This is a genomic window from Peribacillus sp. NPDC097895 (genome assembly GCF_050277555.1).
Lineage (GTDB): Bacteria > Bacillota > Bacilli > Bacillales > DSM-1321 > Peribacillus.
Map to the genome: position 1 here is coordinate 374156 of NZ_JBNNSH010000002.1, position 25129 is coordinate 399284.

Annotated in this window: 28 protein-coding genes and 2 riboswitches; of the genes, 12 read left to right on the plus strand and 16 right to left on the minus strand. The window is 39.5% G+C overall.

Annotated elements, in window-relative coordinates:
* The first annotated feature begins 91 nt into the window (after positions 1–91).
* Positions 92–514, plus strand: coding sequence for a pyridoxamine 5'-phosphate oxidase family protein (locus tag ACQKMH_RS13085; RefSeq protein ID WP_427587902.1), 423 nt, complete (start codon positions 92–94; stop codon positions 512–514).
* Positions 515–651: 137 nt separating this feature from the next.
* Here the strand turns inward: ACQKMH_RS13085 and ACQKMH_RS13090 are convergent, their stop codons facing one another.
* The 7 genes from ACQKMH_RS13090 to ACQKMH_RS13120 form a co-directional block, all read right to left on the minus strand.
* Positions 652–1698 (minus strand): M42 family metallopeptidase, encoded by a 1047-nt coding sequence (locus ACQKMH_RS13090; RefSeq protein WP_427587903.1) that lies wholly within the window; start codon positions 1696–1698, stop codon positions 652–654.
* A 253-nt stretch (positions 1699–1951) separates the two neighbouring features.
* Complete coding sequence (locus tag ACQKMH_RS13095) at positions 1952–2140, minus strand: hypothetical protein (protein ID WP_427587904.1); 189 nt, start codon at positions 2138–2140, stop codon at positions 1952–1954.
* Between the two features lie 112 nt (positions 2141–2252).
* Positions 2253–4016 carry an oligopeptide ABC transporter substrate-binding protein gene (opp4A, locus tag ACQKMH_RS13100; RefSeq protein ID WP_427587905.1) on the minus strand — a complete coding sequence of 588 codons (1764 nt, stop codon included), beginning with the start codon at positions 4014–4016 and terminating at the stop codon, positions 2253–2255.
* 19 nt (positions 4017–4035) lie between these two features.
* Positions 4036–4935, minus strand: coding sequence for an ABC transporter permease (locus ACQKMH_RS13105; RefSeq protein ID WP_427588500.1), 900 nt, complete (start codon positions 4933–4935; stop codon positions 4036–4038).
* A gap of 22 nt (positions 4936–4957) precedes the next feature.
* A complete protein-coding gene (opp4B, locus tag ACQKMH_RS13110; protein WP_230157674.1) occupies positions 4958–5923 on the minus strand; it encodes an oligopeptide ABC transporter permease in 966 nt (321 codons plus the stop codon).
* A 15-nt stretch (positions 5924–5938) separates the two neighbouring features.
* Positions 5939–6865, minus strand: coding sequence for an ABC transporter ATP-binding protein (locus ACQKMH_RS13115; protein ID WP_427587906.1), 927 nt, complete (start codon positions 6863–6865; stop codon positions 5939–5941).
* Positions 6843–7868: an ABC transporter ATP-binding protein gene (locus ACQKMH_RS13120; protein ID WP_427587907.1), complete on the minus strand. Its 1026-nt coding sequence runs from the start codon at positions 7866–7868 to the stop codon at positions 6843–6845. Before ACQKMH_RS13120 ends, ACQKMH_RS13115 begins: the two co-directional genes overlap by 23 nt.
* Before the next feature lie 494 nt (positions 7869–8362).
* On the opposite strand from ACQKMH_RS13120, the gene ACQKMH_RS13125 reads away from it, so the two are divergent.
* Positions 8363–8998 (plus strand): Bax inhibitor-1/YccA family protein, encoded by a 636-nt coding sequence (locus ACQKMH_RS13125; RefSeq protein ID WP_427587908.1) that lies wholly within the window; start codon positions 8363–8365, stop codon positions 8996–8998.
* 227 nt (positions 8999–9225) lie between these two features.
* Here the strand turns inward: ACQKMH_RS13125 and ACQKMH_RS13130 are convergent, their stop codons facing one another.
* From ACQKMH_RS13130 to ACQKMH_RS13145, 4 genes are all read right to left on the minus strand, one after another.
* A complete protein-coding gene (locus ACQKMH_RS13130) occupies positions 9226–9768 on the minus strand; it encodes an acyl-CoA thioesterase (protein WP_230157678.1) in 543 nt (180 codons plus the stop codon).
* A 132-nt stretch (positions 9769–9900) separates the two neighbouring features.
* Entirely contained in the window at positions 9901–10365 is a 465-nt protein-coding gene (locus ACQKMH_RS13135; RefSeq protein ID WP_427588501.1) for a M15 family metallopeptidase, read from the minus strand.
* Positions 10366–10514: 149 nt separating this feature from the next.
* Positions 10515–10997, minus strand: a complete 483-nt coding sequence (locus ACQKMH_RS13140; RefSeq protein ID WP_427587909.1) for a DinB family protein — start codon at positions 10995–10997, stop codon at positions 10515–10517.
* A 286-nt stretch (positions 10998–11283) separates the two neighbouring features.
* Positions 11284–11985, minus strand: a complete 702-nt coding sequence (locus ACQKMH_RS13145) for an SGNH/GDSL hydrolase family protein (protein ID WP_427587910.1) — start codon at positions 11983–11985, stop codon at positions 11284–11286.
* A 224-nt stretch (positions 11986–12209) separates the two neighbouring features.
* Between ACQKMH_RS13145 and ACQKMH_RS13150 the strand changes: the two genes are divergently transcribed.
* On the plus strand, positions 12210–12716 hold the full coding sequence (locus ACQKMH_RS13150) for an N-acetyltransferase family protein (RefSeq protein ID WP_427587911.1): 507 nt from the start codon (positions 12210–12212) through the stop codon (positions 12714–12716).
* Positions 12717–12807: 91 nt separating this feature from the next.
* On the opposite strand, the gene ACQKMH_RS13155 is transcribed toward ACQKMH_RS13150, so the two are convergent.
* Together ACQKMH_RS13155 and ACQKMH_RS13160 are read right to left on the minus strand one after the other, a co-directional pair.
* Positions 12808–13002: an aspartyl-phosphate phosphatase Spo0E family protein gene (locus tag ACQKMH_RS13155; protein ID WP_427587912.1), complete on the minus strand. Its 195-nt coding sequence runs from the start codon at positions 13000–13002 to the stop codon at positions 12808–12810.
* A gap of 254 nt (positions 13003–13256) precedes the next feature.
* The gene (locus ACQKMH_RS13160) at positions 13257–13469 is read right to left on the minus strand and encodes a Fur-regulated basic protein FbpA (RefSeq protein ID WP_427587914.1); all 213 of its coding nucleotides are present in this window, start codon (positions 13467–13469) and stop codon (positions 13257–13259) included.
* Between the two features lie 139 nt (positions 13470–13608).
* Positions 13609–13713: riboswitch (SAM riboswitch) on the minus strand.
* A 161-nt stretch (positions 13714–13874) separates the two neighbouring features.
* A riboswitch (TPP riboswitch) is annotated at positions 13875–13979 on the plus strand.
* Between the two features lie 98 nt (positions 13980–14077).
* Here ACQKMH_RS13160 and tenA point away from each other — a divergent pair.
* The 5 genes from tenA to thiE are packed head-to-tail and all read left to right on the plus strand — an operon-like array spanning position 14078 to position 17504.
* Positions 14078–14767, plus strand: coding sequence for a thiaminase II (gene tenA, locus ACQKMH_RS13165; protein WP_427587916.1), 690 nt, complete (start codon positions 14078–14080; stop codon positions 14765–14767).
* 15 nt (positions 14768–14782) lie between these two features.
* Positions 14783–15304, plus strand: a complete 522-nt coding sequence (gene thiW, locus ACQKMH_RS13170; protein ID WP_427588502.1) for an energy coupling factor transporter S component ThiW — start codon at positions 14783–14785, stop codon at positions 15302–15304.
* Positions 15273–16079 (plus strand): bifunctional hydroxymethylpyrimidine kinase/phosphomethylpyrimidine kinase, encoded by an 807-nt coding sequence (thiD, locus tag ACQKMH_RS13175; RefSeq protein WP_427587917.1) that lies wholly within the window; start codon positions 15273–15275, stop codon positions 16077–16079. The genes thiW and thiD overlap by 32 nt, the downstream gene beginning before the upstream one ends.
* Positions 16076–16891: a hydroxyethylthiazole kinase gene (gene thiM / locus ACQKMH_RS13180; protein ID WP_427587918.1), complete on the plus strand. Its 816-nt coding sequence runs from the start codon at positions 16076–16078 to the stop codon at positions 16889–16891. Before thiD ends, thiM begins: the two co-directional genes overlap by 4 nt.
* Positions 16872–17504 carry a thiamine phosphate synthase gene (thiE, locus tag ACQKMH_RS13185; RefSeq protein WP_427587920.1) on the plus strand — a complete coding sequence of 211 codons (633 nt, stop codon included), beginning with the start codon at positions 16872–16874 and terminating at the stop codon, positions 17502–17504. Before thiM ends, thiE begins: the two co-directional genes overlap by 20 nt.
* Positions 17505–17543: 39 nt before the next feature.
* Here thiE and ACQKMH_RS13190 read toward each other — a convergent pair whose 3' ends face one another.
* On the minus strand, positions 17544–18749 hold the full coding sequence (locus tag ACQKMH_RS13190; RefSeq protein WP_427587922.1) for an MFS transporter: 1206 nt from the start codon (positions 18747–18749) through the stop codon (positions 17544–17546).
* Positions 18750–19023: 274 nt separating this feature from the next.
* Between ACQKMH_RS13190 and ACQKMH_RS13195 the strand changes: the two genes are divergently transcribed.
* The gene (locus ACQKMH_RS13195; RefSeq protein WP_427587924.1) at positions 19024–20511 is read left to right on the plus strand and encodes an aldehyde dehydrogenase family protein; all 1488 of its coding nucleotides are present in this window, start codon (positions 19024–19026) and stop codon (positions 20509–20511) included.
* 423 nt (positions 20512–20934) lie between these two features.
* Entirely contained in the window at positions 20935–22167 is a 1233-nt protein-coding gene (locus ACQKMH_RS13200; protein ID WP_427588503.1) for an aminopeptidase, read from the plus strand.
* Positions 22168–22630: 463 nt separating this feature from the next.
* Here ACQKMH_RS13200 and ACQKMH_RS13205 read toward each other — a convergent pair whose 3' ends face one another.
* Complete coding sequence (locus ACQKMH_RS13205; protein ID WP_427587925.1) at positions 22631–22876, minus strand: hypothetical protein; 246 nt, start codon at positions 22874–22876, stop codon at positions 22631–22633.
* Positions 22877–24003: 1127 nt separating this feature from the next.
* Here ACQKMH_RS13205 and ACQKMH_RS13210 point away from each other — a divergent pair.
* Complete coding sequence (locus ACQKMH_RS13210) at positions 24004–24171, plus strand: hypothetical protein (RefSeq protein WP_169792904.1); 168 nt, start codon at positions 24004–24006, stop codon at positions 24169–24171.
* 127 nt (positions 24172–24298) lie between these two features.
* Here the strand turns inward: ACQKMH_RS13210 and cspC are convergent, their stop codons facing one another.
* Positions 24299–24499, minus strand: coding sequence for a cold shock protein CspC (gene cspC, locus ACQKMH_RS13215; RefSeq protein ID WP_010331195.1), 201 nt, complete (start codon positions 24497–24499; stop codon positions 24299–24301).
* Positions 24500–24834: 335 nt separating this feature from the next.
* Between cspC and ACQKMH_RS13220 the strand changes: the two genes are divergently transcribed.
* Positions 24835–25095, plus strand: a complete 261-nt coding sequence (locus ACQKMH_RS13220; RefSeq protein WP_427587927.1) for a hypothetical protein — start codon at positions 24835–24837, stop codon at positions 25093–25095.
* Positions 25096–25129 lie beyond the last annotated feature (34 nt).

A 25129-nucleotide genomic window follows, 5' to 3' on the forward strand; every position in this document is an offset into this window, starting at 1 on the left:
ATTCATAAAATTAGCAAACTGTAGAAATTTGTTTAACTTTATGAAAATAGAGGAAAAGTAATAGAGTAAAAAATATAAGGAGTGTGCAAAGATGAGCCAAAACCAATTAAAAGAAAAAGCATTGAACATCATCGGTAATCATAAAATAGGAGTTTTATCATCTGTAGAAAATAACAAACCACATTCACGCTATATGACTTTTTTTAACGACGAATTAACTTTATACACACCAACGAGTGCTAAAACGGAAAAAATTGATGAAATTGAAAAGAACCCTAATGTTCACATCCTGATCGGCTACGAAAATGAAGGGTTAGGCGATTCTTACTTAGAAATCTCAGGGACATCTAAAATTAACGATTCACAGGAACTGAAGGATAAATTATGGAATGAGTCATTTGAAAATTGGTTTGACGGTCCGAAAGATCCAAACTATTTAATCCTTCAAATTAAGCCTGAAAGCATCCGATTGATGAACAACAATGGCGAAGCTCCACAAGAATTATCATTATAAATTACTAGTATTTGGCATCCACAAGTAATAAGGCAAAACTTTCGAGTAAATGACTGAAATTCACGAGTAAAATAAAATTACAGCTAAAAAAACCAATTAAAAACCCGCACTCATAGATGAGTGCGGGTTTTTAATGATTAAACCAACTCCGATTGGATATAATGCAAAATCAGATTGGCTGTATGCTTTAATGAAGAGATATGAGTCCTCTCAAAGGCATGGGAAGCATCAATTCCCGGTCCGATTAAACCATGTACGACATCGTATCCTGCCCGGATCGCAGCTGAGGCGTCCGATCCATAATACGGATAAATATCGACGCGGCAGTCAACAGCATTGGCTTGGGCAAGTGCGACAAGATGCTGACGTAATTTATAATGATAGGGACCTGAGGAGTCTTTTGCGCAAATTGAAACGCTGAATTCATCCGTTGATTGTCCATCACCGATCGCTCCCATGTCGACGGCCAGATATTCGATTGTTTTCTCTGGGATATTGGAATTTCCGCCATAACCGATTTCTTCATTGTTGGATATCAGGAAATGGGTCGTATATGCCAATTTTATCTTTCCTGCAGAAATAAGGTCAATGATATGAAGGAGGATGCCAACGCTTGCTTTATCATCCAAATGCCTTGATTTCAAAAAGCCTGTATCCGACTCCTCCACTCTTGGTTCAAAAGAGACAAAATCACCAACAGAAATGCCAATGGCCTCCGTTTCCTTTTTAGTTTTCACGACAGCATCTATACGGACTTCAATTGTCTCATCATCACGCTTGGCCTCTCCTGCATTTTTATAAACATGAACAGAGGTCTGATTGATTAAAATGGTTCCGGTGATAGTTGTCCCGTTAGCCGTATGGATTTTACAATACTCCCCTTCAACTGAATTCCACCGGAAACCACCGATCATGGTCAATTTCAGGCGGCCATTCGACTTAATTTCCTTAACCATCGCTCCTAAAGTATCGACATGTGCAGTCAGCAATCGATGTCTGCTATCATCTTCGCCTTTTAATGTGGCAAGTAGTGCGCCTTTATTCGTAATCTTGTATGCAACTTGCCTTTTCTCCATGAATTCGGCTGCATATTTAATGGCTTGCTCCGAATAGCCGGAGGGACTAGGTATGGATACTAAATCTTTTATGTATGATACGATTTCCTTTTCTTTGATTATACTCATGTCATCTCTCCTTTCCTCTTTTGTTTATTATATCTTTTCATGCCAACTTTTAACATACAAAGGACCGCCAAAAGACGGTCCTTTGATTGAATTAACTCATATGGGCACGAACAGGCATGATGGCCATAGCCAATGTTGAAATTCCATATAACGCCACATTCTCCATATTCATTTTCCTTTTCCACGCCATACCTTATATCTGCTCATATCTTCGTTACTCATAAAGAAACCTCCTCCATGATGAACGTTCAACTTACTTTAACTGTCTTTGGTTGTTGGACATTTCCTTCATAAATTCCAAGAAGGCAATTCTCTTTTCGTCTGGATAGGCTACAATGTCTGCAATGATTTCCTCTTCAAGAGGTTTCAGCAATCGACCAACCGATTCAGTAAACAATATTTCTAACTCTCTCTTTGTTTCATTAGGATTTCTCACTTCCATCCATATCACCCTTCCAATTACTTACTATTATGTATATAGCCTTAAACCACACCGTTGAAACGCAAAAAATCGGCCACCTATACAGGCAGCCGATTGAAATCAATCAATAATATTATTTGGTTACGCCCACATTATGCCATTGATATTGGCGACCTGCAAGGTAATCATAACCCGTAACCCGTTCATTCACTCCCGTCAATTGATAACGGAATAATGTCGGAATGACTGGAACCTCTTCATGGATCAATTCTTGCCACTCATTATACGTATCGATCCGATATTGATCATCGAAGGCTTCCTCTGAAATCCCTTTAGCCAGAAGCTCATCATTTTTATCATTCACCCAGCGAGTATAGTTAAATTCCGCAGATCTAGCCCATAGACCAGATGGATCCGGATCGGAAGCGACTCCCCATGCAGCTGAATAAACATCGACTTGATCATTATCCTTTTTCAATAGGTCATAGAATGAATTGAACTCATGCAGCCTACCGTCCTGTAATTCAACATCCAAACCTACCTGTTCCCATTGTTGGATATAATACCTTGCAAGAGGCTCGGAAACATCGGAACCGCTCATGGAAGCAAAATTGATCTTAAACTCTTTCCCATCCGCATCTTCACGAATGCCATCTTTATTTGTATCCACAAATCCTGCTTCATCCAAAAGCTTTTTTGCTTTTTCAGGATCATATTCATAGGCTTTTACATCTTTATTGTTATATTTGAAGTTTGGTGTAATGACCGAGTTGGCAGGGAAGCGAAGGCCCTTGTACATCTTTTCGCCCACTTCTTCATTATTGATGGCATATGCCATCGCCTGACGAAGGCGTTTGTCACCGAATTTAGGATTCTCATCCATAATATTTTCTTCTTTTTCTTTATCATAGTAGCCGAAATTGAAACCAATATAGGAATAAGCCAATTCAACTTTCCCCAATAATTCGACATTATCCAATTCCTTAGCCTGATCATATTGCTCAGCCAAGACCTCGGCTACATCAAGGTCACCATTTTCAAGGGACTTTACGACGATTGATGGATTCACGACTTTCAATGTGATACTGTCCAATTTAGGTTCACCGCGGTAATAATCCTTATTCGCTTCAAATTCGACCGCTTCCCCTTGAACGATTTTCTTCACTTTAAATGGTCCAAAACCAATCGGATTTTTACGGATTTTATCCGAAGATTCCAAGTCTGCTATAGGAACATCTTTTAAGTATTCTTTATGAAGCGGGTATGTCCACAATCCAGTCGTAACCGAAGGATTCGCTTTCTTGAAAGTGAAAACGATTTTCTTTCCGTCCACCTTAATGCCTGAAATGTTATCCGCTTTGCCTTCATGATACTCTTCCATACCTTCGATTAAAGCCATTTGTTCATCATAGCGTACACCTTTGTAATCCTTGCTTCCCATGACTAGATATGCATATTCTAAATCCTCACCTGTCACAGGTTTCCCATCATGCCAGTTTACATTATCCTTAATCGTCAGTGTCACCGTTTTATGATCATCTGAAATCTCATAAGTAGCGGCACCATCATTCGTGAACACATAGTTTTCATCTGTATCCAATAGATCTTCATCAAAGAATGTGATAACTTGGTTATCCGGTTCTCCTTGATAGAAAACTTTGTTTAATATCCCTTCAAACGGGGTATCTGATACCAATCCATATGTCAGGTGGCCGCCTTTGATCGGCTCTCCTTGATTAGTGGTCTTTGTCGGGAATTTAGAAGCATCGACCTGTTCGACCGCTTTCCCTTTTTTCTCTTTCGTTGACGATTTCTCCGTATCATCCGAGCATGCTGCAAGCAGTAGAGACGAAATGGCCAATGCACTTAATACCTTACTATAGCTTTTGATCTTCAAATCATACACTCCCCTTTTTTTATCCTCTTCTTTGTCTTGCATCGGCGGCGCGTTTTAACGCTTGACCAACGAAATTTATACTCAGCATCAACACTAATATCATGAGTGATGCGGGTACCCATATCCACCACTTGTTTTCCAGAACATCTGGATTTCGAGCATAACTGATGAGCGTCCCTAAACTCGGTGTGCTCTCTGGAAGGCCGAATCCTAAGAAAGTCAAACTGGATTCTAGGCCAATATTGCCTGCGAGGTTCAAAATGAAGTTAACGATAATCAGTGAACTGACATTTGGCAGAAGCTGAAAAAGAATGATTTTCCAATGAGGCGTCCCAAGTGTCTTTGAGGCGTGGATATAGTCCAACTCACGCTCTGACAAAGCTTTTGAACGAATCAGCCGTGCCTTTCCTGTCCATAAAAACAGCGTCATGATCATGATGAAAACATATACGTTGAAGACTGGTACAATCGTCACTACAACAATGATGAACATCATTTGCGGAAGGGCAATCACGAAATCGATAATACGCATGATCACATTATCGGTGGCCCCTCCAAAGTAACCAGATAGAAGCCCTAATGTTAAACCGATGATAGCCGTGAATAAGGTAATGAACAAACTGATCGTGAATGAGTTCCTTGTTCCGATGATCAATTGACCGAATACATCCCGTCCACCATAATCGGTACCGAGCCAATAGTCTGAAGATGGTTCCAAATAAATGGAGAGGAAATCTACCTTAGCGATTTCCTTGGCATCCATGAAGAATGAGGCACCGTAAACGAAAAGCAATATAGACACTAATATAATCAATGAGCCCATGGCAAGTTTATCCTTTTTGATTTCCTGCCAAATGATTTTCATGCCTGAAGGGCTCACATCTTTCACTTGTATGTTCTTTCCGGTTTCTACTTTCATTTCCATACGACTCACCCCGCCCCTATTCTATCCGTATGCGCGGATCGACCGCACTAAGTATGATGTCTGAAAGAAGAGTGCCAAGCAGAGTGGCAAATCCCGTCATCATGACGATAGCCGTGACAACGCTGAAATCCCGCAGACTGACTGAACTAAGGAAAAGCTGCCCAAGTCCCGGATAACTGAAAATGGTCTCGATTATGACAGCGCCCCCGATCAATCCAGTAATTTCATACCCTAAAAATGCTGCTATCGGTAAAAAGGAATTTCTAAGAATATGCCGTGAATATACTTTTGATTCAGGTACACCCTTTGAACGCGCAGTTCTTACGAAATCCTTGATTTTATTATCGATGATTTCATTTCGTAAGTATTGGATCGTACTTGTTGTTGCAATTAACGCTGTACTTAAAGCTGGTAAAATCAAATGATTGATCTTACTAACAACATAGGCGAATGTTCCTTCATCCACTTTTGAATCGACACTGCCACCAGAGGGAAACCAATCCAGGGCAAAGCCGAATATGAATAACATGATTAACGCAAAGATGAAAATCGGTGTGCCAAACCCTACATAACTATATCCTGTAACGGTTTTATCCACCCAGGTATCATTATACCTACCACTAAGTATGCCTAATGGAATAGCAAGCATATATGTAAAGATCAGAGTGACCAACGCCAGGAACACCGTGTTCCAAAGCCTGTCTTCGATAACATCCATAACAGGTGTTTTATGTGTATAGGAAATACCGAAGTCCCCCTGTACAGCATTGGATGCCCACCTTAAATATTGTTGATACCAAGGGTCATTCAAACCCAGCTCTTCCCTGATCCTATCCAGTTCGGCAGGATTTGCCCTAGGATTGATTTCCTGGCCTGATAAGGCATCTCCAGGCATTGCTTTTGCCATCATGAAAACGATGATGCTCAATAAAAAGAGCTGTGGGATCATAACTAATAAACGTCTGAGGATAAACTTCCACATATTCTTTCCACCTCCTTATAGTAATGCGACTCTATGTGTTGATGAAATTGGCTTCAAATCGTAAGCACGTCCATTCTCATCGAAAAATTTTGAATAGGAAGACTCATATTCTGCCGTAAGTTTTTTCCTAAGCTTTACCTTATCCCCACGAACTTCAGGCTCTAAATCAGGGATGGCGGCAATCAGTCGTTTCGTATATATATGTTGGGGATTTTCATAGATTTCATCACTTCTGCCTTCCTCTACTAATCTCCCACGATACATAACACCCATCCGATCACACATATGCCTGATTACGCCTAGATCATGTCCTACAAATAAATAAGTCAAATTGAACTCAGCTTGAAGATCCTGGAGAAAATTCAATACCTGCGCTTGAACGGAAACATCAAGGGCTGATACCGGTTCATCGGCAATGATCAGTTTAGGTTTCAATGTCAATGATCTGGCAATCCCAATCCGCTGGCGCTGCCCTCCTGAAAATTCATGTGGATACTTGTGAATCGATTCCGGACTAAGTCCAACTTTATCCAAGAAGTCCTGAACGATTTTCTTTTCCTCTGCAGGTGATAACCGTTCAAAGTTCCTCAACGGTTCAGCTATGATGTCCAGCACCCTTTTCTTTGGATTCAATGATGAATATGGGTCTTGGAAAATCATTTGGATATCTTTTCTGAATGGTTTAATCTCTTTTCTACTTAAAGCTGCTAAATCCCTTCCTTCAAACAGGATTTGTCCCGATGTTACATCATTCAGCTTGACAACTGCCTTACCAGTCGTTGACTTGCCGCTTCCTGATTCCCCGACCAAACCATATGTTTCCCCTTGTTGCAACTCAAAGGAAACACCATCCACGGCCTTTACGTGATCGACCACTCTTCGGAAAAAACCGCCCCTTATTGGAAAATGCACTTTTAAATTATCTACTTTGAGTAATGTCATGGGTCGATGCATCTCCTTCAGCTTGGAAATAAAATTCTTTATAGCAGGTACAACGTACAAAATGTTCCTTGCCCACTTCATGAAGTTGAGGCCTTTCCTCATGAGCATGTTTAGGAATCCATGGGATCCTATCCTGGAAACGGCATCCAACCCTATCCATTTTTGCGATTGATGGAACGATTCCCTCAATAACATGTAAACGATTTTTCTCATTTGTAGCTGAAGGAATCGAATTTAATAACGACCTCGTATATGGATGCAGCGGATTGTTGAAAATCTCTTTAACACTTCCCGTTTCCACTACCTGACCTGCATACATGACAACGATCCTGTCAGCGACTTCTGCTACCACGCTCAAATCATGTGTAATTAAAATGATCCCCATTTTGGTCTTGCTTTGGATATCTTTCAGCAAATCAAGAATTTGCGCTTGAATCGTTACATCCAGGGCTGTTGTTGGTTCATCGGCAATGACCAGGGCTGGATTGCAAGCAATGGCAATCGATATCATTGCCCTTTGCCGCATTCCACCCGAGAGCTCATGGGGATATTGCTTGTACGTCCGCTCAGGATAAGGAATTCCTACTTGTGTTAAAAGTTCGATCGTCCTTTTCCTTTTTTCATCCACGGAAAGGTCAGTATGGTAATCAAGATTTTCCTCGATCTGTTTTCCGATGGTCATTAGTGGGTTCAAAGCCGTTAAAGGTTCCTGGAATATCATCCCCATTTCCTTACCTCGGACCTTATTCATTTGCGTATCATTCAACGTCAGTAGATTTTGATTTTTATATTTTATGGTTCCTTCGGATTTAGTCCTTTGTTTATTGTGTAATTGCATGATAGATAAGGCCAATGCACTCTTTCCACAACCTGATTCTCCAACAACGGCTACAATTTCATTTTCATTAACTGTAAACGAAACATCATCCACCGCTGCATGATATTTGTTCCGGATTCGAAATGAGGTAGTTAAGTTTTCTATTTGCAATATAGCTTTATTCATCCTTGCTCCCCCTAAACTATTTTATCGGGAAAATAATTAATCTTCTGATAATTAGTTAAGATTTTAATCAATTTTTAACAATTACACAATAGTTTTGATGCAAATTAATTACATTTATTTCATTTTTTATAACTTTAGGAATAATTTTCTGGTATAAAAAATCGTTTCCTTTATAACTGTTATACAGTAAAGTTATGCAGTCATATAAAATGCATAGAATAAATATTTTTGAATTTATTATTTCAAGATATTAAAAAGCACTCTTTGTATGAACTAAATGAACTTGTTGCTCCCACTGCTATCAATAAAAAAACACGTTAAATATTTTAATATTTCAGAAAAATTAGTTCGAAGGTAGGACAAACATAAATACACATTTCTTTCATATATATTTCAAGACTTAGAAAAAAACACCTTTATTTAATTACAGGCAATGAAACCTTTTTGAAACTAATTCGTAGAAAACGGTATAAAATAAATAATGAGGTGATTGAATGTATTCTCAAACTGTACAAACATATATGCCATCCGTCATGCGGACGTTCGCTTTATCTCTTGCCGTATCCGTATTAGGGATGGCACTAGGCACTCTTGTTCCCCCCTCTTTGTTTCTTCCCTTAGCGATCCTCGAAATTGCCATGTTGATCGGAGCATTCATCATGCGGAGGAAAAAAGCGATCGGTTACACATTCTTGTATTTATTCACATTTATTTCAGGAATTACCACCTATCCGATAATTGCTCATTACTTAGCAGTTGCAGGGGCTAATGTGGTTATCTTAGCGGGTATTACGACGACTGTTGTATTTGGCGGTCTAGCAATTTATGCTACAACTACCAAAAGGGACCTTTCTTTCTTGGGAGGAATGTTATTTGCGGCCTTGCTTGCGTTAGTGGTCATTAGTATTTTTAACATTTTCTCTCCTTTAAGCTCTACTGCGATGCTGATCTTTTCATTTATTGGGATTTTAGTTTTCAGTGGATATATTTTATACGATTTCAATAGAATGAAGCATTACGGGGTGACAGCTGAAGAAGTACCGCTCATGGCCTTGAATCTATATCTTGATTTCATTAACCTTTTCATTAACATCTTACGTTTCTTTGGTATTTTAGCAAGCGATGACTAAATATGAAGTGAATTATAAAGGATAAAGTATGTAAGGACGCTTGGACTTTTACCAAGCGTCTTTTCACGTAAATGTTCGAATACTGGCAAAGCATCCTTCTTTGATAAGAATATCCCTCAAGTCATTTTACTTCCCATGACAAGATTAAAAGACCAAATCACAATGCAATTTGGTCTCCAATTGGTACGATTCTTTCATTAAACAAGAAATGTGGAGCTATTCGTCTCTTATTTATATAATCCTGGATTCGATTGATCGGTCCAAGGCAGTTTCACTCCGAAGGTACTTGCAATGAACTGTGTTTCTTCTCTTCTTTTTTTCCTTACTTGTGCCCGTTGTTTTGCCGATTCATTTAAGTTCATTTCCATCTCTGTTTCAGGAACCAAACGTGGAACCGGTATTGGTTTACCTTCCTCATTTATGGCCACAAAGGTCAAAAAGGAAATGACGCATAAATTCCGGTCCCCTGTAACTAAATCCTCTGCAATCACCTTTACGATGATCTCCATTGATGTTCTGCCCGTATAAGTCACGAAGCTTTCCAGGCAAACTGCATTTCCTTCGTGAATAGGGTGCAGGAAATCGACAGAATCAGTTGATGCCGTAACAACGTTGCTTCTCGCATGACGCATGGCGGAAATAGCTGCTACATCATCAATGTATGCCATTAATTTGCCTCCGAACATCGTACCAATATTATTTGTATCAGGCGGGAGGACAAGGCTTGTTTTTATGACCAAAGAGTCCCGGCAATTTTTTATTTCTTCCATGGTGACTGCACTCCTTTATGTCTATTTCTCACTAGTCCACTTTATCGAATTCTTACCTGTAAAGCAATTCACATGCTTATTTTCCTGCTTTCAGTCAAATTTATTCGACATAAAATAAAGCAGCCCCCTAACTCACTGTCCATTTGGCTGCTTACCTTGCTGCAGCTCTCGCAGGCTCAATCCAAATGTCATTTGTAAATGAGGATAATCCTTAAACCCTGCCCAATCCCCACCCCAATCAAAACCTAACCCTTTAGCGATTGTGACGACTTCCATCCAATCCGATTTCCCATTATCATTGCCGTCATATTCCATATCCCAAATGGCCTCGCCCTGTTTGTTTAGAAGGGCAAAATCTATTGCCAAGCCGAAATTATGAAGCGACTCCCCGCCTTTTGCATTCGTTACGATGTTCCCCTCAGTTAAACGGCCTTTTTCATAGAGTGCATTTTGCTCGTCTAAAGAACGGAATCCTGCTGTAATGATTACCGTGATGCCTAATGCATTAGCCTGTTGAATGAGTTCATCTTTTTTTTCGGCAACGACCGGGTGCAGCTCGTCAGTCAGTTTGATATCATCTAGATCAGGTGGCAGCATATACTTGATCAAGAGTCCCAACAACAATCCGAATAACCCCAATACAAGACAGGCCCTTAACCATTTAACTTTCACTGAACGATCCTTCCTTTACGAATAACTGTCTGAAAGTGAAAAACTCAACCAAAGACGGATGAGTTTTTCTTCCTTTATATCTTTGATTTCAATTCCTCTATTTGCTTTAAATGCCTTTTTTCATGCAGTCCCACAAACGGAATCCATTGCTTCAAGCTTAATTCTTTAAACAGCGGGTGGGGGAAAGACTTTTGTTCGAGATCATTTTCTTTTGCATGGTCAACAAGATGTAGAAATGCTTTACGGGATTCGGATAACTTATTCTTAACCTCATTCAAAGTTTGGAATGACTCTGACGGAATGACATATGGCGGGGCCTGTACCTTCACTTCGCGATTTAAAGTGAGCTCGATCGGTTTATCTCCTGCAGGAATCCTCGAATCGCTTTTCAATTTATCAGCAATGCTCTTTGTTATGGCCCTCTCCATTAAATATAAATGATCCAATACCTGTATGATGCTCCAGCGGCCTTCTTCTGGATGGGCGTTCAGCTGTTCATCCGATAGTCCGGTTACAGCATTTAACAGTTCTTCTCTGATTTTTTCATTATCATTCATTTTAGCATCCCCTCTTCTAGGCATGGTTAGTCTGCATTAATTATTCCATGTTATATATGAATGTGTAAAATAATAATACTTTTTTGCGCCTTAGCGCGGATCACTGAAATTTGAAGAAACAACCAAAACTCAGAGACAAAGAAGATCCCTTTGAACCTTCACTAACTATCCATTTATTTACTGGTTGAATTCGTGATAACATCCTGAATGGAAAATTTGATACAGATGAGGAGATCAATGAACTAACAAAAGCGGCAAATACACAGAAAGAATTCTGTGCATTGAATTACTTGAAATCGTAACTTTCCAAAATCCGATTCGTAATCAGCTGATACCCTTTTTCATTTGGATGAATCATATCACTGAAATACTCCGATTTCTTTTTATTTTCAAAAAGATCATTGGTAGGAATGTATATCATGTTCTTATCCTTTTCCACTATCCTCTTTATTGATTGGTTATAGTCCTGGATGTGCTTTTCAAGTTTTTGATTGTCTTTAATTGGGTTATAGAGTCCTACCACTAGTATAATTGCTTTATCGTTTTCCTTCATTAGAGTTGAGGTAATTTTATCCAGGTGTTTGATGTACTCCCGTTTACCCCTATCGATTTTACGATCACTTATTTCCTCCAAGTTCCCACCGTTACTATTGATAAAGTCATTCGTTCCAATATAAACGATGAAAGTACTTGCTTTATCAAGTTTCGTTTTAATGCGATAGTCATCAAGCTGTTTGATAACACCATCCGTTTCCTGTCCCTTTATACCGTAATTCCAAAAAGTCACTTTTTGTTTGGAGTCAGGATTATTCAATTCATCCTCCAGCCCCTCTACATAGCCTTCCCCATCCTTATCACCTTTTCCATAGGTTAATGAATCTCCAAAAGCCATCACCCTTTGCATATCCTTCGACTCGGAAGCTTGAAATTTATACGCAACAAAACAAATACCTAGTACAATAATTAATAAACCTGCTATTTTTTTCATTTTTGTTTCTCCTTTGTATATTCAATATGAAGTATTTCATTTTTTAAATACCCAAAATTCTGCATTCTTAACAATAAAAAAAATTGTCAGATAAAGAGTAAAAAGTGTATGATAATATAAAACTTTCAATGGAATAGGTTTCGCTCACCTTTCCTTCATAATTCGTGAGCTGATGACTCTTTATTCCGGAAATTGAAAATATATGATAGATAGGAGTTTAAATGATGGACGAGTACATAGAGTTTAGGGAAGCAGAACGGTCGGATTTACCCAAAATTGTTGAAATATATAATTCCACAATTGCTTCAAGAATGGTTACTGCAGATACGGAACCCGTTTCCGTACAATCGAGGATTGAATGGTTTGAGAAACATAACTCAGAAAGTCGACCGCTGTATATCATTACTATAGAAGGAAAAACTGCAGGGTGGATGAGCTTTCAATCTTTCTATGGTCGGCCCGCCTATAATTCTACGGCGGAGATCAGCATTTATATTGATGATTATTTCCGGGGAAAAGGAATTGGACGAATTTCGATTCAAAAGGCAATAGAAGTGAGCCCAAAATTAGGGGTGAAGACTCTATTAGGTTTCATATTTGCTCACAATATACCTAGCCTGAAGCTTTTTTCAAAATTCGGTTTTGAAAAATGGGCAAACTTACCACAAGTTGCCGAACTGGATGGCATTGAACGGGACTTGGTCATTCTTGGTAAACGTATCGATATTTAAATATAATTATTTAAAAGCTATTGCCTTCGGCAGTAGTTTTTTTAGTTTAAACGCAGAAGTCTATTATGAAACTTGACCCCAAACGGCGAGTTTAAAAATGCCTATAAACATTCTGATGCGCGAAATATTCAGATTCTCTTTTCTTGGCTAATGCATTTAACAGGGTATCCAGTTCTTGACTTGCTTGAATAGTTAGAAAACTGGTAAACCCATAAATTGCTGCCAATTTAATCATTTCCTGTCTTTTCTCTTCTATTCTTTCAACAGTTACCTTTCGACAATGCATTCTATATACACCTCCCATTAATTCAATTTTTTTACACTTATCACTATAATGAAACTTATAGTTAAAATCAACCATTTTTAGGGATTTAATTGTGTTATTTTGTATGATAATTGTGACAAAAAGCCTACTTTTTTCTTAATATATGTATTTTTTGTGACATCCCTCTAAATAGACATAAATAAAAAAAGCATTCACCCCTTGTAACACTGCGAATGCTTTCAAATATCCCTTATCACAAGATAATCTATCGTTTACTAAGTCATCCATTCCGAAGGTGTCTCGTTATTAGGTCTATTTATAACAATTTTATATTCATCTTCCAGTACTTTTAACGGGGCATCATAAAGGTGCCTTTCATCCGAAGTTTTGTATACTCCATTTGCCAATAACTCTTCAATCAGCAATGCCTTCCTCTGTTCGATCCTCTTAATTAATTCTGCCATGTAAATGGCCCCTTTCTTATTCATCTTAGAGCCTGCTTCAAAATGTAACAGATTTCATTATCACCAAATTATATATACCATTTCTATTATGTCACTAAACGTTATTTCACAAAAATAAAAGCCCCTTCTAATTCAAGAAGAGGCTGCAGTGTCCGTACGGCTCTTCTTATCTTCCAAGCGTTAGCTTGTTGGATGTAGCACAGTTCCCAAAATGGGTCTGCTGCCGAGGTTTCGTTGGGCCAAGTCCCTCCACCTCTCTGGATAAGAATTCTATTTATATAATTTGATGTAGAGATGATTTTATCCCAATTATCAACAAAAGTCAATTGCCCAGTTTTCCCTTATTTCAAGGCTATATATGGTTTCCTCATGCAAATTTGGGTTGCATTTTCTTCGCTTTCTGATATGATGTCAGTAATTACATACAATTCACACCACTAGGGGAGTCTTTTTTAAGACTGAGATGGAATTTGTTCCGGACCCTTTGAACCTGAACCGGCTCATACCGGCGGAGGGAAGTGGATGATATCGTCCGTACACTGACTTTATCCATCTACCCCGTTCCGTTTTTTTAGGATCGGGTTTTTTTATTGGATTAAAACAAAAGGGACCATTCTAAAGGAGGATGAACAATGGAGAATACTAATTTAGGAACCTTCAGTGATAGACTTCACGAACGTGCAAAAGGAATTTGGAAAAGGAACCATTCACATCCTTTTGTCCAGGCAATTGGCAACGGCACTCTTCCTGAAAAGAAATTTGCCTATTACTTGAAGCAGGACTATATCTATCTCATGGATTATTCCAAGCTCTTTGCCTTAGGTGTCATTAAAGCTCATAATGTCGAAACCATGGCAAAGTTTGCGAGTATCTTGAATGAAACCCTTCAAGTGGAAATGGACATTCATCGGCAATATGCTTTGGAATTCGGTATAAGTTCAAAGGAATTAGAAAATACAGAACCAACTCCAACCACGCTAGCCTATACAGGTTACATGCTAAATGCCGCTCAGCATGGGACTTTAGCAGACCTGATCGCCTGTCTCCTACCATGTGCTTGGGATTATTATGAAATCGGTTTGAAATTAAAAGCACAAAATGGTGAAGCATTGGATAATAATCGTTATGCCGCTTGGATTAAATCCTATTCATCTCCTGAATTCGGCGAAGCACACAAGTGGCTAATTGGTTTGTTAGAAGAATTAATCGAAGGCATGCCTGAAAATGAACTTCTTAGATTAGAAAAGCACTTTTTGGTGACTTCCCGCTATGAATATTTATTTTGGGAAATGGTTCAAAACGAGCAGGATTGGCCACTGTAGGTCGTTGACATGATGATGAATCCAATCAAGAAAATGACGCTGACCGCCATGATCACGGCCATCACGACTCTAACCAGTTCCTTTATATACATCCCTGCCGGATTTGCAAAAATCTTTCCTATTCAGCATCTCGCAAATGTCATGACAGCCGTATTATTGGGACCTGCTTATGCTGTAACACAAGCTTTTTTAGTTTCCATCATTAGAAACATATCTGGTACCGGTTCAATTTTCGCCTTTCCGGGCAGCATGATCGGTGCACTTTTGGCTGCCGTTCTATATCGAAAAACACAAAGCTTAAATTTCGCTTGTTTAGGGGAAGTGATAGGAACCGGGATTCTTGGGTCCCTAGCTTGCTATCCACTGGCGGTTCTCATTTTGGGAGATAAAGCAGCCCTTTTTGGGTTTTTGCCAGCTTTTATGATTAGTTCATTTGCGGGTGCCATTTTAGCTTTCATATTACTGAAAATACTATTCAAAAATAATTATATGAAGGGGTTTTTTTATGAAAACAGCATTAACCATCGCAGGCTCTGACTCAGGGGGCGGTGCAGGAATACAAGCAGATTTAAAAACATTTTCTGCACATGGGGTTTTTGGCATGTCTGTCATTACAGCCGTAACGGCACAAAACACAATGGAAGTGCGTTCAGTTCAGGCTATCGAAACCGCTATCATCACAGATCAAATAGCAGCTATTTTTGAAGATATTCATGTAGATGCAGTAAAAATAGGCATGCTAGGCTCAAAAGAAATCGTGGAAACAGTCACTGCGTCTCTTAATACCTTCTTACCTGACATCGTTATCCTTGATCCTGTCATGATTTCCAAAAGCGGCCATCATTTGCTCGACGAAAAGGCTGTCACTGCTCTAAAAACCGAATTGCTTCCGCTTGCAACACTTGTAACCCCGAATGTACCTGAAGCGGAAGCTCTCACTGGCTTGTCGATTCGAACGAAACAAGATTTTTACAAAGCATGCATGTCCATACAAGAACTAGGGCCTAAAGCCGTTTTACTTAAAGGAGGCCATGCAGCTGGCAATCCAAACGATCTTTTTTATGATGGGACGAACTTCCACTGGATCGAGGGAGAACGCATTCACACAAAAAACACACATGGAACAGGTTGTACTCTATCTTCCGCCATTACATCCAACCTGGCAAATGGACTATCATTGGTAGAGTCGATTGAACTGGCCAAGGCCTATATTTCTGAAGCGATACGTAATAGCTTTTCAATCGGTAAGGGTCATGGACCTGTCCATCATTTTCATTCGTTTTTAAAAAAAGAAAGGAGTGACTTAATATGAAGATTTCTGCAGCTGACTTGTTCGGGAAGGTAAGAGCAAGAAAACCACTCATTCACCAAATCACCAACTTCGTTACGGTCAACGACTGTGCAAACGCCACTCTTGCCATCGGTGGTTCACCTGTAATGACATCCAGCCCTAAAGAAGTGGAGGAAATGGTCAATTTAGCAGATGCATTGGTCCTTAATTTCGGTACGATAGATGATAAAGCTTTGGAGGCAATGGAGATAGCCGGCAAGGCGGCAAATGCCAATAATATCCCAGTTATTTTGGACCCGGTGGGAGTTGGTGCCACCTCCTATCGTACAGAGAAAGTTGCAGAGCTCCTGAAGAAGGTTACCTTCCAAATCATTCGCGGAAATGCGAGTGAGATCCTTCGATTGATGGGTGGGGATATCGTTACACGCGGAGTGGATTCAGGGGAACTTCAGATTAGCAATGCAGAGCTGGCTGCATGTGCTGCAAATAAACTAAATAGTGTTATCGTAGTCAGCGGAGCAAAGGATGCTGTCAGCGATGGGAAAAATACGTCCATTATCCATAACGGGAATCTCCTTTTAACTAATGTTACAGGTACGGGATGCATGGCCACTGCTCTTATAGGCACCTTTTCCGGAGTTACGGACGATTTCTATTCTGCAGCAGTTGCAGGGATCTCGACCATGAGCATTTCAGGGGAACTGGCTGCTGCAAAGCTTCAAAAAGATGAGGGAACTGGAACGTTTCGTGTGCGATTAATCGATGCAATATCGAGAATGGATAAGGAAATTTGGCTGAATGAGGTGAAAATAAATGAAGAAGTCCCAAATTGATTTAAGCCTATATTTAGTTACAGAGGAATCGATCGCCATAGAAAAGTTGACCAAAATCATAGCAGAATCGGTTTCAGGAGGAGTCTCGATCGTACAACTTAGAGAGAAAAACAATTCCTCCCTCTCCTTTTATAAAAAAGCTGTTGCATTAAAACAGTTACTGAACGAAATGTCCATTCCCCTGATCATTAATGACCGGGTGGACATAGCACTTGCTGTTGGAGCGGACGGAATTCATATTGGGCAAGATGACCTTCCACTTCCCGTCGTCAAACAAATGGTTCCTGACCATATGATTATCGGTGTTTCAGTCTCCACCCTGGAAGAAGCTCAGAGAGCCGAACGAAATGGAGCGGACTATATCGGGGTTGGTTCCGTTTTCCCTACAAAGACGAAGCAAGATGCAACCCTGATGGCAATTGGGGATCTGGAGGAAATTTGCCGCAGCGTATCAATTCCTGCCGTAGCCATCGGAGGTATTACGGCTGATAACATTTCCTTACTTTCTGATAGAGGGCTAGCGGGTACCGCAGTCGTTTCAGCCATCATGAATGCAGATAATCCGAAAAATGCCTCCGAATTCCTTTTAGAAATAATTAAAGACTTTAAGTAACGCAAGGAGGGGACTGAATTTCAGTCCCCTCCCTTTTGTTTATGTCAAAACAGTATTCTTCGTTTCTTTCCCAAAAGCAACGGCAGCAGCCCCCACTAGAATAGCAATTGTAAATACAGTGAAAATTGTTGAAATCGAGGTGCCTGCAGCAACTAAATACCCAACAAGCAATGGCCCCAAGACACCGCCAATCCTGCCTATACCGGCAGCTAAACCAGTGCCTGTACCACGAACTGCGGTTGGGTACTGCTCAGGAGTATACGCATATAGCGCCCCCCAAGCCCCTAAGTTGAAGAAGGATAGGAACATTCCCGATACGATCAGTAGTGCTAACCCATCTGCTGAACCAAAGAAAAAAGCACTTATGGCCGTACCAACCAAATATGTGATCAAAACGAATTTACGCCCCATCTTCTCTATCAGCCATGCAGCTGAAAAATAGCCTGGTAACTGTGCAAGCGTCATGATCAAAACATATTCAAAGCTTTGAATCATACTGAACCCTTTTAGGACCATGACACTTGGCAGCCATAAAAACATCCCGTAATATGAAAAGACCACACAAAACCATAGAATCCACAAGACCAGGGTTTGACGAGAATATTCCTTTTTCCAGATACTTTTCATATTATTCAATACAGTAGGTCTCTGTTTTTTTTCAAGTTCCGTATATTTAGGTGAATCTGGTAGTTTCAAGCGCAGGTACAACGCGTATAAAGCGGGAACGGCGCTTAATATCAATGCAACCCGCCAGCCATAAGCAGGAATGACGAAAAAGGAAATGAGTGCTGCCAATATCCAGCCAACCGCCCAAAAACTTTCAAGAAGGACGACGACTCTCCCCCTTTTACTTGCTTCAACACTTTCAGAGACCAACGTCGAGGCAACCGGTAGCTCTCCCCCTAGTCCCATTCCAATCAAAAATCGCAAAATCAAAAACAAACTGAGTGTACTGACTGCTGCAGACAGGCCACTCGCGATTGAAAACAATAATAATGTAATGATAAAGACATTCTTGCGTCCGACCCTGTCAGCCATCGCTCCAAAGACAACAGCTCCAACAGCCATCCCAATGGAGTTAATGCTTCCAATCCAGCCGACCTGTTCACTGGTTAAGCTCCATTCCTGTTTCAAAGCAACAATAATAAAAGAAAGCATGCCGACATCTAGTGCATCGAACATCCATCCAAGCCCCGCAACACCAAGTAATTTACGCTGCGATATCGTTTTAGCGTTATTTCCCATATGATCCTCCTGAAACTTTTAGACCTTCTAGTTATTTTATCCTTATTCATTTTAACTATTAACTTTCATTTTTGCTATAGTATTTACACATGTCATGACAAAAAACTTCACCTTTGTTAAATAGTGAATTAATCAAGTTTGGAATATTATGTCGAATAATAAAGATTGAATATTCCTTTTTTTTCATTTATTATAAAAATTGGCATAAATCATAGCGTTATCAATAAGTCATCATGTTTTGCCCAAGGTAATCATTATATTCAGGAGGGTAATTATGACAAATCTAACGTTAGAAGTAAGTGGAAAGTTGCAAAAGTTTTTAACAGGACCAAAGAAACTCTTTATTAATGGTCAGTTTGTAGAAAGTGCTTCAAAAAAAACCTTCTCCACACCGAATCCTGCTACAGGACAAAAACTTGCCGATGTATATGAAGCAGATAAAGAAGATATTGACTTAGCCGTTAAAGCCGCACGCAAAGCATTCGATGAAGGCCCTTGGTCAAGAATGAGCGCAGCTACCCGCAGCAGGCTTATGTATAAACTGGCAGATTTAATGGAAGAAAATAAAACTGAACTCGCTCAATTAGAAACTTTGGATAATGGAAAACCAATCAGTGAAACTACCAACGCTGACATTCCTTTAGCTATTGAACATATGAGATATTTTGCTGGCTGGTCCACCAAGATCGTTGGACAGACCATTCCGGTAAGCGGAAACTATTTTAACTACACAAAACACGAGGCCGTTGGTGTTGTTGGCCAAATCATCCCTTGGAACTTCCCGCTTCTTATGGCGATGTGGAAGCTTGGAGCGGCACTTGCCACAGGCTGTACAGTCATTTTGAAGCCAGCTGAGCAAACACCTCTGTCCGCCCTATACTTAGCTGAATTATTCGCTGAAGCCGGATTCCCTGATGGAGTCGTCAATATCGTACCTGGTTTTGGTGAAACAGCTGGACAAGCACTTGTCGACCATCCTCAGGTAAATAAAATTGCATTTACCGGTTCGACCGAAGTTGGAAAATTAATCATGCGTTCCGCTTCGTATTCATTGAAACGTGTCACATTGGAACTTGGAGGAAAATCTCCAAACATCATCCTACCAGATGCTGATTTCTCAAAAGCCATCCCTGGAGCTTTGAATGGGGTCATGTTTAATCAAGGACAGGTATGTTGCGCCGGATCCAGGGTTTACATTCAAAAGAAACATTATGACAATGTTGTTGCCGATATGGCCAGCCATGCCAAAAACATCAAACAAGGGGCAGGTTTAGATCCAAGCACACAAATTGGACCGCTTGTTTCCCAGGAGCAGCAAAATCGGGTAATGGGCTATATTGAAAAAGGGAAAAACGAGGGTGCGGAAGTTCTCGTCGGTGGCAATAAACCGGGTGAACAAGGCTACTTTGTATCCCCTACAATATTCGCTGGTGTTGAAGAGAAAATGACCATTGCCAGAGAAGAGATTTTCGGTCCGGTCATTGCCGCAATGCCATATGAAGATCTAGACGATGTCATTGACCGTGCAAACGCCAGTGAATATGGATTGGCTGCTGGCTTATGGACAAGCGATTTAGCCAATGCCCATTATGTAGCAGGAAAACTTCGTGCAGGCACAGTGTGGGTGAACTGCTACAATGCATTCGATGCAGCTTCCCCTTTCGGCGGATACAAACAATCCGGAATCGGACGCGAAATGGGATCTTATGCACTTGAAAACTATTCAGAAGTGAAAAGCGTCTGGATCAATTTAAGTAAATGATTTTCTGAATACTTATTTAGAAAGAGGGTCTCAAAAGGGACCCTCTTTCTTTAAGTGGATTCACCAATTTTACTAATTGAATTTTTTAGATTATTCAAACCTTTTCAATAGTCTTTCCCTCTTTAGCTTTGGTAGAATGAAAGATAGGAATAAAGGTAAAAAAAAGAGCTGGTGCCGGTGAATTGTTCATGCGATAGTCACTCCCGGTGGATCGTCCTAGAGTTTCTTATTGAATGTTATGTGGAGCATGATGTACTAAAAAAATAATCATGATCCCCTGAATTCAGCTTCTTCCTGATTATGAAGAGCTCCATTATTGATTTTAGGTTTAAGTTTTTCCTCAAGACGACGTAAAAAGTTTCTTTTTTATATGACAATAAGTACAATTATAAATGTAGAAAATGGAAAAGGAGTTTTGAAATGATGAGTGATTTTCAAGCGAATTTAGAAAAATATGCAGAACTTGCCGTTAAAGTCGGCGTTAATATCCAACAAGATCAAACCTTAGTCGTAAACACTACATTAGAGGGCGCTGACCTTGTCCGTCTCATTGTTAAAAAAGCTTATGAAAGCGGTGCGCGTAATGTCATCGTTAATTGGAATGACGATATCGTTTCACGTACCAAATATGAACTGGCTCCGGATGAAGTGTTTAATGAGTATCCAAAGTGGCGCGCAGAAGAAACGATCGAACTTGCAGAAAACGGAGCTGCTTATCTATCCGTCATCTCCTCAAGCCCTGACTTATTGAAAAATGTAAAACCTGAAAGGATTGCTAACTTCCAAAAAGCATCTGGGACTGCACTGAAAAAGTGGCGTCAATATATGCAATCGGATAAAGTAAGCTGGTCCATTGTTGCCGTCCCTTCAAAGGCTTGGGCTGATAAAGTATTCCCTGAAGAGGCAGAAGGAAAACGCGTTGATTTGCTATGGGAAGCCATTTTCAAAGCAGTTCGTGTTGATGTGAAGGATCCTGTCGAAGCCTGGAAAAAACACGATGATACCCTGCATGAAAAGGTAGATTATTTAAATGATAAGCATTACCAAAAATTGCATTACACGGCTCCTGGAACCGACTTGACAATCGAGTTACCCGACAAACACCTTTGGGTCGGAGCAGGAAGCGTTAACGTACAGGGTCATGAATTCATGGCTAACATGCCAACCGAAGAAGTGTTTACGGTTCCTTTGAAAACAGGTGTTAACGGTACGGTTTCCAGTACGAAACCACTTAGTTATGGCGGCAACATCATTAATAATTTTTCCGTGACCTTTAAGGAAGGACGAATCATTGAAGTAAAAGCTGAAGAAGGCGAAGAAATCCTGAAACAATTGGTTGAAACGGATGAAGGTTCACACTATCTTGGTGAAGTGGCACTTGTTCCTTTCAACTCACCGATTTCCCAATCGAATGTGTTATTTTTCAATACCTTATTCGATGAAAACGCCTCTAACCATCTCGCTATCGGCAGCTCCTATGCGTTCTGTATCAAAGGTGGAAAAAACATGAGTCCAGAAGAGCTTGCAGAAAATGGCCTGAACGAAAGCCTTACACATGTTGATTTCATGATTGGTTCAGAGAAAATGAACATCGACGGCATCAAACAGGACGGCACTTCGGAACCTGTCTTCCGTAATGGGGATTGGGCGTTTTAAGAAGAGCATTGATTTAGAAGGGTGTTGAACGTCTAATACCTTGAGTGTACACAGAAATGGTCACTATTCATCAGCCAAGTGTTTCTGCATACTAGGAAGCACTTGGCTATTTATATAACGTAATTTTGAATAGTGGTATAACCAACCCGCTTTGAAAATATTCTATACTACCAAGTCTAGGGTTAATACAACAATTATTAAAGCAAATATAAGTTTTGATATGTACTACCGCTACTTTCAATTTCATTTGAATCGACATGTCTTGAATAAATTGATCAAAATGTAATGTAATCGGATCAACACCAGCTAGAAATTCACTAAGATAATGTTCCGCTTCCTTCTTAACATTCCTGTATTAGTAAAATTGATAAAACCACCAATCTTAATGACTGGTGGTTTTTGTGTATTTATAAAAAAGACAAAGTATTTTAAATGAAAAATACTTTGTCCCCCAATTAATATCCTAGAATAAACGTATGAACACGGCAACTCCGGTTAGCCCCGAGTCAAGGTTCAATACTTGTACAAATCTATGTCCAAGTAAACAAAGTACAGCAGCTCTGTAGGAATCACCAGGATTTAATTTGTTATCACAAGGAGCAGCACTTCCAATCACTGTAGCTTGTACAATTGTACGCTGAGTTAAAGGTATTAACGAAGCTCTTTCCCAAAGAATCGTAACTACATCAACAGTTCTTAAACCAGACATATAATTCACCTCTTTTCATTGTTAATATATTTAATGCAATTTCAGACAGCTTGGTTCATTCTTTTGTCATGCAACACAAAAAAAAGGCAAATTTATTATCTGATTATTCAAGAAAACTTCTAGCAACTTATTCAAAAGGAAACGAGCGACAAAAGGGAAATCCAGGAACACTTTGAAATCCACCAAGTCGTCGAAGCCACTGCGTCTGATTTAAGTGTGTTTTAAGGTTTGGGCGGATATATACAGATTTACTTATAAGTCCGCTTTAAAACCCTTATTTCAAGGAAACGTACGATGAATCGGAGTATTACAGCGAGAGAAAAAGAACTCTAATTCGCCTAATTACAGATTGCACTTCGAGTGTGGATGTGGAAGGGTTACTCATTGAATATAAAAACGAGACCATGGTTTTGGTGAAAAGCACACCCGATCAAGAAACACAATGATTCAATACAAATAAGCCTCTCTCTAAGATTGGGAGAGGCTTATTGTGTAAGGGAACAAATTTATTGTTTAGGCTTAATTTAACTGCACTTTCTCTGGTCACGCAGTGGTCACAGAAAAGTAGCCCCTCTAGCATTTATCCATTTTTATCCTTTTATTCAAAAACCACAAAACCCTTATATATCAACGTTTTCAGCCAACATCGACGGCATCAAACCGGACGGCTCTTCGGAACCTGTCTTCCGTAAAGGGTATTGGGCGTTTTAATTAACAGGGGGATATAGAGGGGTTTTAAGCGTCCTTTCAATTGGGCATTTTACTTTTTACTTGAAACCATCCACATTATTCATTAGCCATGTGTTACCAGTATATCTGGGAACATATGGCTATTTTTAATTTAATGAGGAATATTAACTGAGCAAGTCCAGACTCCATTTATTCCCAAACTGTTACTTTCATTCCTGCCCTCTACCCTCTCATTACATGGGTTCAGGCGATCTACCCTTGATCCTTTCTTTTCCCACTTTATCATTTCCGAATGTACAACAGCTTTTCAAATAGCTCCGATCGATCATAACATCCTTCCATACCGTTTAGGATAGTCACAAAAGACGACGTGGAATATCTTGGACACATCTTTTATATCCAAATATGTTATACTATTAGTAAAGAGGGTGTATAAATTGAAAAGTAATAAGTATAATACTGGCGAAACAGTAACTATTCAGGATACTGATGAATTAGTAACCATTAATAAATGGGCATATGTAAAAAACATGAAACGATATTCTTATACTGTAAAAGAACATCCAACTACTTTTTTCTTTGAAGAAGAATTAAAAAAAGCTTAAAAAATACGTGCCTTAAACCCTACTCAGCTCAGAGTGGGTTTTTTATTGCCTTCATTCTTAGGCACAATAAAAAACAGACCCTCATCGAGGAGTCTGTTCATATTGGGTTACGATTTTAAGTTTAAAATTAAGCTTTTTGAACGTTTGCAGCTTGAGCTCCACGAGCACCTTGCTCAACGTCGAAAGTTACTTTTTGACCTTCGTCTAAAGATTTGAAGCCTTCGCTTTGGATAGCTGAGAAATGTACGAATACGTCGTCTCCATTTTCACGCTCGATAAATCCAAAACCTTTTTCTGCATTAAACCATTTAACTGTACCTTGTTCCATTTTTGTTGCCTCCTAGTGCATAACACACAATGTATTACTATTTTCAATCATTTGGAAAATAACTTGTATCCTCTTCCACAATCAAAAACAATTCTTTATTAGATTAACATGAAATGATCCAGATAGCAAATTATCCAGAGATATTTAAAATATGACAATCGTCCTGTCCTTTTTTGTGTTAATCATTGCCCATTTAAATTGATATCCTTGGTTCCCTCTCAACATTTTTCTTTATTTTTCCAATCACTGGATTCAGATATTGATTAACGGGTATATCAGAGAATAAGAAACAGTACCATTACACTTAAAGAGTAAACAACCTAGGAGGTCTATCAATGAAATATTACAAAGTTTCTAATAGCGGTTTTGACAGTAAGGTTATTGTAGCCTATAGCGGGTATGAGGCACTTGGATTTTACTTAATGGAAATCGATGATCAACTTGGTTTTGTTGATGCTATAGATGTGGAAGAAGTAGATGCTGATGAAAGAGTCGAGATTTCCTACATTGGGTATCCCGTTTATAAGACACTTCAGGAGATTTACCAAGAGAAAGGTTTTTGGGAAGTGCCTAATGTTCTCGTAGAAGTCGAATAAGAAAATTTACCACTCCCTTTTTCCCAAAGAGAGG

Bases quoted from the DNA above. Each gene is read 5' to 3' on its own strand.
- ACQKMH_RS13140 (WP_427587909.1), bottom strand. From the start codon at position 10,997: ATGAATGATAATGAAAAAATCAGAGAAGAACTGTTAAATGCTGTAACC.
- ACQKMH_RS13160 (WP_427587914.1), bottom strand. From the start codon at position 13,469: ATGAATAAGAAAGGGGCCATTTACATGGCAGAATTAATTAAGAGGATC.
- ACQKMH_RS13220 (WP_427587927.1), top strand. From the start codon at position 24,835: ATGAAATATTACAAAGTTTCTAATAGCGGTTTTGACAGTAAGGTTATT.
- ACQKMH_RS13125 (WP_427587908.1), top strand. From the start codon at position 8,363: ATGTATTCTCAAACTGTACAAACATATATGCCATCCGTCATGCGGACG.
- ACQKMH_RS13150 (WP_427587911.1), top strand. From the start codon at position 12,210: ATGGACGAGTACATAGAGTTTAGGGAAGCAGAACGGTCGGATTTACCC.
- ACQKMH_RS13135 (WP_427588501.1), bottom strand. From the start codon at position 10,365: ATGCTGCCACCTGATCTAGATGATATCAAACTGACTGACGAGCTGCAC.
- cspC (WP_010331195.1), bottom strand. From the start codon at position 24,499: ATGGAACAAGGTACAGTTAAATGGTTTAATGCAGAAAAAGGTTTTGGA.
- thiW (WP_427588502.1), top strand. From the start codon at position 14,783: ATGAATCCAATCAAGAAAATGACGCTGACCGCCATGATCACGGCCATC.
- ACQKMH_RS13090 (WP_427587903.1), bottom strand. From the start codon at position 1,698: ATGAGTATAATCAAAGAAAAGGAAATCGTATCATACATAAAAGATTTA.
- thiD (WP_427587917.1), top strand. From the start codon at position 15,273: ATGAAAACAGCATTAACCATCGCAGGCTCTGACTCAGGGGGCGGTGCA.
- ACQKMH_RS13190 (WP_427587922.1), bottom strand. From the start codon at position 18,749: ATGGGAAATAACGCTAAAACGATATCGCAGCGTAAATTACTTGGTGTT.
- ACQKMH_RS13105 (WP_427588500.1), bottom strand. From the start codon at position 4,935: ATGAAAGTAGAAACCGGAAAGAACATACAAGTGAAAGATGTGAGCCCT.
- thiM (WP_427587918.1), top strand. From the start codon at position 16,076: ATGAAGATTTCTGCAGCTGACTTGTTCGGGAAGGTAAGAGCAAGAAAA.
- ACQKMH_RS13155 (WP_427587912.1), bottom strand. From the start codon at position 13,002: ATGCATTGTCGAAAGGTAACTGTTGAAAGAATAGAAGAGAAAAGACAG.
- ACQKMH_RS13130 (WP_230157678.1), bottom strand. From the start codon at position 9,768: ATGGAAGAAATAAAAAATTGCCGGGACTCTTTGGTCATAAAAACAAGC.
- thiE (WP_427587920.1), top strand. From the start codon at position 16,872: ATGAAGAAGTCCCAAATTGATTTAAGCCTATATTTAGTTACAGAGGAA.
- ACQKMH_RS13085 (WP_427587902.1), top strand. From the start codon at position 92: ATGAGCCAAAACCAATTAAAAGAAAAAGCATTGAACATCATCGGTAAT.
- ACQKMH_RS13095 (WP_427587904.1), bottom strand. From the start codon at position 2,140: ATGGAAGTGAGAAATCCTAATGAAACAAAGAGAGAGTTAGAAATATTG.
- opp4B (WP_230157674.1), bottom strand. From the start codon at position 5,923: ATGTGGAAGTTTATCCTCAGACGTTTATTAGTTATGATCCCACAGCTC.
- ACQKMH_RS13115 (WP_427587906.1), bottom strand. From the start codon at position 6,865: ATGACATTACTCAAAGTAGATAATTTAAAAGTGCATTTTCCAATAAGG.
- ACQKMH_RS13205 (WP_427587925.1), bottom strand. From the start codon at position 22,876: ATGTCTGGTTTAAGAACTGTTGATGTAGTTACGATTCTTTGGGAAAGA.
- tenA (WP_427587916.1), top strand. From the start codon at position 14,078: ATGGAGAATACTAATTTAGGAACCTTCAGTGATAGACTTCACGAACGT.
- ACQKMH_RS13200 (WP_427588503.1), top strand. From the start codon at position 20,935: ATGAGTGATTTTCAAGCGAATTTAGAAAAATATGCAGAACTTGCCGTT.
- ACQKMH_RS13120 (WP_427587907.1), bottom strand. From the start codon at position 7,868: ATGAATAAAGCTATATTGCAAATAGAAAACTTAACTACCTCATTTCGA.
- ACQKMH_RS13145 (WP_427587910.1), bottom strand. From the start codon at position 11,985: ATGAAAAAAATAGCAGGTTTATTAATTATTGTACTAGGTATTTGTTTT.
- ACQKMH_RS13195 (WP_427587924.1), top strand. From the start codon at position 19,024: ATGACAAATCTAACGTTAGAAGTAAGTGGAAAGTTGCAAAAGTTTTTA.